This window comes from Agromyces sp. NPDC056965 (assembly GCF_042673425.1).
Taxonomy (GTDB): domain Bacteria; phylum Actinomycetota; class Actinomycetes; order Actinomycetales; family Microbacteriaceae; genus Agromyces.
Genome location: NZ_JBHURI010000008.1, coordinates 65,303 through 72,025 on the forward strand (window position 1 = coordinate 65,303; position 6,723 = coordinate 72,025).

At 71.0% G+C, this 6,723-nt stretch carries 5 protein-coding genes and 1 tRNA gene; 5 read left to right on the forward strand and 1 reads right to left on the reverse strand.

Annotated features, from left to right (window positions below; genetic code table 11):
- The first annotated feature begins 70 nt into the window (after window positions 1-70).
- The 4 genes from ACFTQE_RS03685 (at window position 71) to ACFTQE_RS03700 (ending at window position 3,436) form a co-directional block, all read left to right on the forward strand.
- A tRNA-Tyr gene (locus tag ACFTQE_RS03685) sits at window positions 71-155 on the forward strand.
- Window positions 156-241: 86 nt separating this feature from the next.
- Window positions 242-1,057 (forward strand): inositol monophosphatase family protein, encoded by an 816-nt coding sequence (locus ACFTQE_RS03690; RefSeq protein ID WP_376923783.1) that lies wholly within the window; start codon window positions 242-244, stop codon window positions 1,055-1,057.
- Window positions 1,058-1,878: 821 nt separating this feature from the next.
- Window positions 1,879-3,117, forward strand: a complete 1,239-nt coding sequence (locus ACFTQE_RS03695) for a peptidoglycan DD-metalloendopeptidase family protein (RefSeq protein ID WP_376923784.1) — start codon at window positions 1,879-1,881, stop codon at window positions 3,115-3,117.
- A 1-nt stretch (window position 3,118) separates the two neighbouring features.
- Window positions 3,119-3,436 carry a CHY zinc finger protein gene (locus ACFTQE_RS03700; RefSeq protein ID WP_376923785.1) on the forward strand — a complete coding sequence of 106 codons (318 nt, stop codon included), beginning with the start codon at window positions 3,119-3,121 and terminating at the stop codon, window positions 3,434-3,436.
- Window positions 3,437-3,503: 67 nt separating this feature from the next.
- Here ACFTQE_RS03700 and ACFTQE_RS03705 read toward each other — a convergent pair whose 3' ends face one another.
- The gene (locus ACFTQE_RS03705; protein ID WP_376923786.1) at window positions 3,504-5,195 is read right to left on the reverse strand and encodes a glycoside hydrolase family 13 protein; all 1,692 of its coding nucleotides are present in this window, start codon (window positions 5,193-5,195) and stop codon (window positions 3,504-3,506) included.
- Between the two features lie 264 nt (window positions 5,196-5,459).
- Here ACFTQE_RS03705 and ACFTQE_RS03710 point away from each other — a divergent pair, with 264 nt between their 5' ends.
- Complete coding sequence (locus tag ACFTQE_RS03710) at window positions 5,460-6,692, forward strand: extracellular solute-binding protein (protein WP_376923787.1); 1,233 nt, start codon at window positions 5,460-5,462, stop codon at window positions 6,690-6,692.
- Window positions 6,693-6,723 lie beyond the last annotated feature (31 nt).

The window sequence follows — 6,723 nt, forward strand, 5'->3', positions numbered from 1 at the left end:
TCTCGCACCGGCCCTCGACGGGTACCATTGACAGGCCCCCGGTTGTGTGCAGAACGTGGTCGGGTGCGATGGCGAGTTACCCAAGCGGCCAAAGGGATCTGACTGTAAATCAGACTGCTCAGCATTCGGGGGTTCGAATCCCTCACTCGCCACCAGAGAAGCCCCGGTCATCCGGGGCTTTCGTGGTTCAAGCGGGCGGATGCCCCGGCGCGGCGCCCCTCCCACCCGCTAGCGTGTCCCCATGAGCGAAGAGGCATCCGTTGCACTGCTCGACCTCGCACGGCGCATCGCGCTGCAGGCGGCCGAGTTCGCACTCGAGGCGCGGCGCGGTGGGGTGAGCGTCGCCGCGACGAAGTCGTCGCCCATCGACATCGTCACCGCGGTCGACCGCGACACCGAGGCCCTCATCCGCCGGCTCGTGCTCGAGGCGCGACCCGACGACGGCATCGTCGGCGAGGAGGACGAGGCGCGCATCGGCTCGAGCGGAGTCAACTGGGTCGTCGACCCGATCGACGGCACCGTGAACTTCCTCTACGGCATTCCGGCCTGGGCGATCAGCATCGCGGTCGTCGAGGGGTCCGACGACCCGACACGGTGGACGGCGCTCGCGGCCGTCGTCGTCAATCCGAGCACCGGCGAGGTCTTCGAGGCGCGCGCCGGCGGTGGCGCGTGGCTCGACGGGTCGCGAGTGCACGCGAACACGGAGGTGCCGCTCAGCCACGCGCTCGTCGGCACGGGATTCTCGTACTCGTCCGAGGCGCGACGTGCGCAGGCCGAGGTGCTGCTCGCGCTGCTGCCGCTCGCGCGGGACATCCGCCGCTCCGGCTCGGCCGCCCTCGACCTGTGTTCGGTCGCCGCGGGGCGCCTCGACGCGTACTACGAGCGCGGGTTGAACCCGTGGGACCATGCCGCGGGCGCGTTGATCGCGAGGGAGGCGGGCGCGACCGTCCGCGGCCCGGGCGGCGGGGCGGCCACGTTCGAACTCGTGCTCGCTGCGGCGCCGACGCTGTACGACGAGCTGGCGGATGTGCTGCGACACGCCGGGGTCGACGCATGAGGCCGGGCCGCGCGATCGCCGCGGAAGTCGTGGACTCGCAGCCTTCTGACAGGCGGAAATCACTGTTCGACATGGCGTGTGCGACTGAGAACGGTTAGTCTTTACCAACCTGTTATCTCGACCTTCGTCGTGATGCCCACCTCCCAGCATTGTCCGATTCCACGAAGCCGAGAGTTTCCCCCCACGTGCTCGAGTCCCCCCTCGTGCCCGACGATTCCACGCCAGGCACCCAGGCCCTTTCGCGGCCCGAGCGACCCCTGACCCGTCGTGAACTCCGTGAGCGCGAGTCGGCCGAGAGTGCTGCAGCGCAGCGTGCCGCGGCGTTCGGGCAGCAGGGCGGGCCGACGTCGACACCGGTCGAACGGCCGGCGGATGCCTCGTGGCAGGCCGTGTTCACCCCGGTGGCCGCGCCGGCCCCCGCGTCTCCCGCGGCTCCGATGTTCACCCCGGCTCCCGTCCCCCCGGCCGCCGCTCCGGCTCCGGCTTTCACCCCGGCTCCCGTCGCTTCGGCCGCCGCTTCGGCTCCGGCCTTCGCCCCGGCTCCCGTCGCGCCGGCCTCGGGCGAATTGCGACCGAGACGATCGGCCACCGCGTATCCGATCTCGTCCACGCCTCCGTCGGAACCCCTCGTTCCCGCGATTCCGGCGACACCCGCAGCACCCGCACTTCTCGCAACACCTGCAGCACCCGCACTTCTCGCAACACCTGCAGCACCCGCTCTTCCCGCAGCACCTGCAGCACCCGCTCTTGTCGCAGCCCCCGCTCCGACCCCACAGGCCGAGCCGGTCGACCACTCGGTCGACAGGACCTCGGCCTTCGCCGTGTCGCCGACCGGCATCGATGCGGGCTCCGAGTCGGGTGCCGGTTTCGACGCGCTCTTCGCCGGGCTCGGAGACGAGCCCGAGGCGCAGGAGCACGGCGGCCGCCGCGCGGAGGCATCCGCTCGTTCGCCTCGCCCCTCCCGCGCCGAGCGCAAGGCCGAGAAGGCGGCGAAGAAGGGCGGCACCGCGCGATCCGCCGCTCCCGTCCAGCCGCGGGCAGTGCCGGTCGCGCCGCCCGAGGCGAGTGCTGCTGCCACCGACGACTTCGCCGCCGTGATCGCCGCCTCTGCGATGACCCGCGTCCCCGACCTCGCGCCGGTGCCCGCCTCCGACCCGCAGTCGGCGGAGCAGTTCGCGCCGACGGCGGTCTGGCAGCCGTCGAACGGCAACGCAGCGGCCGAGCAGCGGCCTCGCCGTTCCGCGGGTGCGGACTCGGCCGGCGCGCGGCGCTCCACGGGGCGCGAGGCATCCGTCGCTGCCCCGACGCCGGGTTCGCCCACGGCACCAGCCAAGCGCCGCGTGAAGCGCGTCGGGCGAGTCGCCCGCATGTCGAGCGGCTTCGCGGCGATGAGCTTCGCGGCACTGCTGGCGGTCACGACCTCCGTGCCCTCGCTCTCGCTCCTGTCGCCCGCCGACGTGCAGGCCATGGCGCTCGAACGGGCCACGGTCGGCACCGAGCCCGGCCAGCAGGTCGAGATCACCGGTGGCACGCTCGCGCAGACCGTGCAGCAAGAGGGCTACGAGACGCAGACCATCGAGGAGTACGCCCGAGCCGCCGGCATCCGCCCCGAGGCGTCGTTCACGAACAACCCGTCGGGCACTATCCAGTGGCCGTTCGCCGTCGGCGTGCACGTCGGCGACCGGTTCGGATACCGCGACTGCGCCGGCTGCTCGAGCGACCACGGCGGTCAGGACTTCAACCCCGGCCTCGGCGCCGAGATCCAGGCGATCGCCGACGGCGTCGTCGCGAACTCGACCGACTCCGGCGGGTCCCTCGGTGTGGTCATGATGATCGACCACGTGATCGACGGCGAGGTCGTCACGAGCGTCTACGCGCACATGGTGAGCGGCTCGCGTCGCTTCGAGACCGGCGACACGGTCAAGGTCGGCGACGTGATCGGCAAGACCGGCAACACCGGCATGTCGACCGGCCCGCACCTGCACTTCGAGATCCGTCTCGGCGGCATGAGCGGCACCAAGGTCGATCCACTCGACTGGCTGTACGCCAACACCAACTGACGTGCGACCGCACGTCTACGGCCGCACGGTCGACGACGAGACCCGTTGCGTGCACTACGCGACGGCCGTCGACATCATCGCCATCCGATTCGCGTGCTGCGATCGCTACTACCCCTGCCACGCCTGCCATGACGAGGCCGAGTCGCACCCGGTCGTCGTTCGGCGGCGCGCCGAATGGGACGCGCCCGGCATCCTGTGCGGCGCCTGCGGCACCGAGCTCTCGGTGACCGAGTACCGCGCCGTCGAGGCGTGCCCGGCCTGCGACGCGGAGTTCAACCCGCGCTGCCGCCTGCACTGGGACCGCTACTTCGAGGCGTAGACCGCTCCTGCGCGGCCGGGGCGGTCCCCGGCCGCGCAGCGCGGTTCAGCGTTTGCGGCGAGACGCGTCAGGCAGTGAGCCAGACCGTCGTGTCGGCGGGAAGCGCGCGCCCGTCGATCGGTTCGCTCGAGAGCAGCACGTCGCCCTCGGGCAGCTCGACCGGGGCGTCCCCGGCATTGGCGACCACGACGACATCGCCGTTGCGGAACGCGATGACCGACTCGGGGTAGCCCGGCAGCCACTCGAGCGTGCCGGCGCCGAGGTCGTGCTCGCGCCGCCGGGCGAGTGCCTCCCGATAGAGCGAGAGCGTCGAGGCGGGGTCGCCCTGCTGCACGTCGCGCGCGAGCTCCGCCCACTGCGCGGGCTGCGGGAGCCATGAGGCATCCGACGGGCCGAAGCCGTACGAGGGCGCCGTCGATTCCCAGGGGAGGGGCACGCGGCATCCGTCGCGCCCGTACCGCTCGCCGTTCGTGCGGAACCACGTCGGGTCCTGGCGGGCCTCGTCGGGCACGTCGATGACCTCGGGCAGGCCCAATTCCTCGCCCTGGTACAGGTAGACCGAGCCGGGCAGTGCGAGCATGAGCGCCGTCGCGGCGCGGGCGCGGCGCAGGCCGGGCGCGTACTCGGGCAGTCCCTTCGAGCGCGGCCCGAGGCCGTGGCCCTGCGGGTTCGCCTCGGTCACCGAGAGCCGGGTCGCGTGGCGCACGACGTCGTGGTTCGAGAGCACCCAGGTCGAGGGTGCTCCGACCGCGGCGAACGCCGCGAGGGAGTCGTCGATGACGTGGCGCAGCGCCTCGGCGTTCCACGGCGTCTCGAGGTAGGCGAAGTTGAAGGCCTGGTGCATCTCGTCGGGGCGCACCCAGTTCGCGAGGCGGGGCAGCGGGTCGACCCATGCCTCGGCCGCGAGCACGCGGTCGTCGGGGTACTCGTCGAGGAGCTTCCGCCAGTCGCGGTAGATCTCGTGCACGCCGTCCTGGCCCCAGTACGGCGCACTGTCGCCGGCTTCGACGGAGATCTCGGGTTCGAGGGGCACACCGGATGCCGCGGGGGTGACGCCGGCGGCGCCGCCCATGCTGCCGCCCTCGGCCGGGGGAGTGAAGTCGGGCAGGCCCTCGGCCTTGATCATGCCGTGGGCGACGTCGACGCGGAATCCGTCGACGCCGCGGTCGAGCCAGAACCGCAGGATGCGCCGGAACTCCTCGCGCACCTCGTCGTTGGTCCAGTCGAAGTCGGGCTGCGAGCTGTCGAAGAGGTGCAGGTACCACTGGCCGGGCGTGCCGTCGGCCTCGACGATGCGCGTCCAGGCCGGGCCGCCGAAGACCGACTCCCAGTTGTTGGGCGCCTCGGTGCCGCCCTCGCCGCGGCCGTCGCGGAAGAGGTAGCGGGCGCGCTCGGCGCTGCCGGGGGCGGCGGCGAGGGCGGCCTGGAACCACTCGTGCGCGTCGGAGGAGTGGTTCGGCACGAGGTCGACGATGACGCGGATGCCGCGGGCGTGCGCCTCGGCGATCATCGCGTCGAAGTCGGCGAGGGTGCCGAAGAGCGGGTCGACGTCGCAGTAGTCGGCGACGTCGTAGCCGGCGTCGCGTTGCGGCGAGGTGTAGAAGGGGGAGAGCCAGATCGCGTCGATGCCGAGCTCCTGCAGCGAGCCGAGGCGTGCCGTGATGCCGGCGAGGTCGCCCATGCCGTCGCCGTTCGCGTCGGCGAACGACCGGGGGTAGATCTGGTAGATCGCGGCGGTGCGCCACCATTCGGAAGTCATGCGGAAACTGTACGTCATCCCGATACATGATGGAAACGCTTGCAGTTTGCACTCGTCACGCGATGGTTACAAACCGGTATCAATGCGCGCTGCCCGGTTTGGTAAAGGGCTCGAGGCAAGGTATACCTGTAATCGCTTGCACCAAGCGAGCACTCCACATACGGAAGAACGGCCTTTCGGGCGCGGTGCCCCGTTTCGCAGCGGAACGGGGAGACTCATCCTGGCGAAGGCGCCGATCTCACGCACACTGAGAAGGGCACACCAATGAGGGTGAACAAGAAGAGCCTGCTCGCCGCCGGAGCCGTCGCAGTCATCGCGACCCTCGGCCTCGCGAGCTGCGCAGGCGGCGACAGCGGCTCCGAAGGCGAGGCCTCGTCGAGTGGCACGCTGACCGTCTGGGTCGACGCCGAGCGCGTCGACGCGCTGCAGGCCGCGGCCGACGCCTACTCCGAGGAGAAGGGCGTCAAGGTCGAGCTCGTCGGCAAGGACAACGCCGACATCAAGGACGACTTCATCCAGCAGGTTCCGACCGGCAAGGGCCCCGACATCACGATGGGCGCCCACGACTGGCTCGGCGAGCTCTCGACCAACGGCGTCGTCGCCCCCATCGAGCTCGGCGACTCCGCCGCCGACTACCTGCCCGTCGCGATCGACGCGTCGACCTACGAGGGCACGACCTACATGCTTCCCTACGCGGTGGAGAACATCGCGGTGCTCCGCAACGCCGACCTCGTTCCCGAGGCCGCCACGAGCTTCGACGACATGATCGCCAAGGGCCAGGCCGCCGGCCTCACGCAGCCGTTCGTCGTGGAGCAGGGCGCCGAGGGCAACCCCTACCACCTGTACCCGTTCCAGACCGCGTTCGGCGCTCCCGTCTTCGGCAGCAACGACGAGGGCTACGACCCCACCGACCTGCAGATCGGCAACGCGGGCGGCGAGCAGTTCGCCACGTGGCTCGGCAGCCAGGGCAAGAACGGCACCGGCGTCTTCAACACCGACATCGACGGCGACATCGCCAAGCAGGCGTTCATCGACGGCACCGCGGCCTTCTGGCTGACCGGCCCGTGGAACGTCGGCGCCGCGACCGACGCCGGCATCAACGTCGCGATCGACACCGTGCCGAGCCCGACCGCCGAGGTCGCTTCGCCGTTCGCCGGCGTCAAGGGCTTCTTCGTCTCCTCCGAGTCGAAGAACAAGGTCGCCGCGAACGACTTCCTCGTGAACTACATCGGCACCGAAGACGTCCAGCTCGAGCTCTTCAAGGCCGGCAACGTGCTCCCCGCACTCTCGGCCGCCGCTGAGACCGCGTCGAGCGACCCGATCGTCGCCGGCTTCGCCGCCGTCGGCGCCGAGGCCGTGCCGATGCCCGCGATCCCCGCGATGGGTGCCGTGTGGCAGTACTGGGGCATCGCCGAGGCCGACATCATCAACGGTGCCGACCCGGTCACGACGTGGCAGAAGCTTGCCGCCGACGTGCAGGCCGCGATCAGCAAGTAACGACTGAGAAGCTCCGGGTCGGATGCCGCCC